This window comes from Jiella marina, from assembly GCF_024359545.1.
Taxonomy (GTDB): domain Bacteria; phylum Pseudomonadota; class Alphaproteobacteria; order Rhizobiales; family Rhizobiaceae; genus Jiella.
This window is the reverse complement of the sequence record NZ_JAKQZG010000036.1, coordinates 1-1,582: the sequence shown is the minus strand read 5'-3', so window position 1 is coordinate 1,582 and position 1,582 is coordinate 1. Positions and strand designations below refer to the sequence as shown.

Genomic DNA, 1,582 nt, shown 5'->3' with positions numbered 1-1,582 from the left:
CCCGGCATCGGCGGCGGCAAAGAGCGCTCCCCGCCCAGTGCCGCAGATGAAGAACACCGGGACGGGCGGGGCAGCCCGCGCGGCAAACCACGACGTCGCCCCTGAAGGATGGGAGGAGTTTTGATCTGCCGGAAAGAGGGAGTTCGGCCGCGGGGCGCGCAGCCGAAACTGCCGGACGCGGTTTGGTGAATGTGGCGGGCGGCATCATTCAAGCGAAAACCATCCGCAAACCGTAGCTCATGTTTAAGGATTGCCGGCTAATTTGCGGCGAATTCTACTCGAGGGGGCTCCCGTGCAATTGACAATACCCGGCAAACTCACAGCGCTTGTCGCCACCTCTCTGGTGATCTGCGCCGCTCTGGTGGCGATCGGAATCAAGTTTCAGCATGACCTGCTGCTGACGGAGCGGCAGAATCTGATCAAGACCCAGGTCGAATCGGCGATCTCGGTGGCCAATCAGTTCCAGGCCGATATGCAGGCCGGAATTCTGAGCGAAGCGCAGGCCAGACGCGCCGTCATCGAGAAGATCGGCGCGATCCGTTACAACGGCACGGACTACGTCTTCCTGACCGATATGGAGGGCATTTCGCTCTCGAACCCCAACCCTGCCGTCGTAGGGAAGGATCTCTCCGGCCTGAAGGATGCGAACGGCGTCTATTTTGTTCGTGAGCTGGCCGAAAAGGCCCGGAATGGCGGCGGATTCACCACCTACCAATGGCCCCGCGTCCCTGACGGCCCGGGTGTCGACAAGCTGAGCTATTCGGCGGAACTCCCTGGTTGGGGTTGGGTGGTCGGGACGGGCGTCTACCTGGATGACATCAGTGCCATCACCTGGAGTTCGGCGGTCTCCATGATTCTCTGGACCGCGCCGCTGTTTGTCCTGCTTGGCGCTCTGGCCTGGAAGCTCTCCTCGAGCATCACTCGCCCGATTGACGCGATTACGGGCACGATGCGGCGTCTGGCTGCCGGTGACAAATCGGTCGCCATCCCCGGGGCCGATCGCCAGGACGAAATCGGTGCGATGGCTGCGGCCGTCGAGACCTTCAAGACCCAGGCAATCGAGCGTGACCGGCTTGAAGGCGAGGCGAACGCCGCGCGGCTTAGCCAGGAAGAAGCCAAGCAGCGCCAGGTGGAACTCGAACATTCCAAGGCAGAAGACCTTCGCGCCTTCATGGGCGTCGTGGATGCGAGCTTCGACCGTCTTTCGTCGGGTGACCTGACAGTTCGCATGTCGAGCCAGGTGGCGCCGGAATTCGAGCCGATCCGTGCGAAGTTCAACGCGTCGGTTGAAGAGCTCGAGCAGGCGATCGGCCATGTGGTGGGTTCGGTCGGCACGATCCGCACGGGTCTGAGCGAGATCACGGTCGCCTCGAACGATCTGGCGCATCGCACCGAGCAGCAGGCGGCCAATCTCGAACAAACGGTGGCGGCGCTCGGCGAGGTGACGAGCGGGGTCAACCAGACCGCGGAAGGGGCGGGCGCTGCCCGCAAGTCGGCGGAGACTGCGCGGACGAAGGCCGAGAAGGGTGGTCAGATCGTCGCCCAGGCGGTCACCGCGATGAACGAGATCGAGACCTCCTCG

General features: G+C 63.3%; 1 protein-coding gene. It reads left to right on the top strand.

The genetic code is table 11. The features are described 5' to 3' along the window. Positions 1 to 292 precede the first annotated feature (292 nt). Positions 293 to 1,582, top strand: a 1,290-nt coding sequence (locus MF134_RS23760; protein ID WP_255341867.1) for a cache domain-containing protein, incomplete at its 3' end; no start/stop codon positions are given.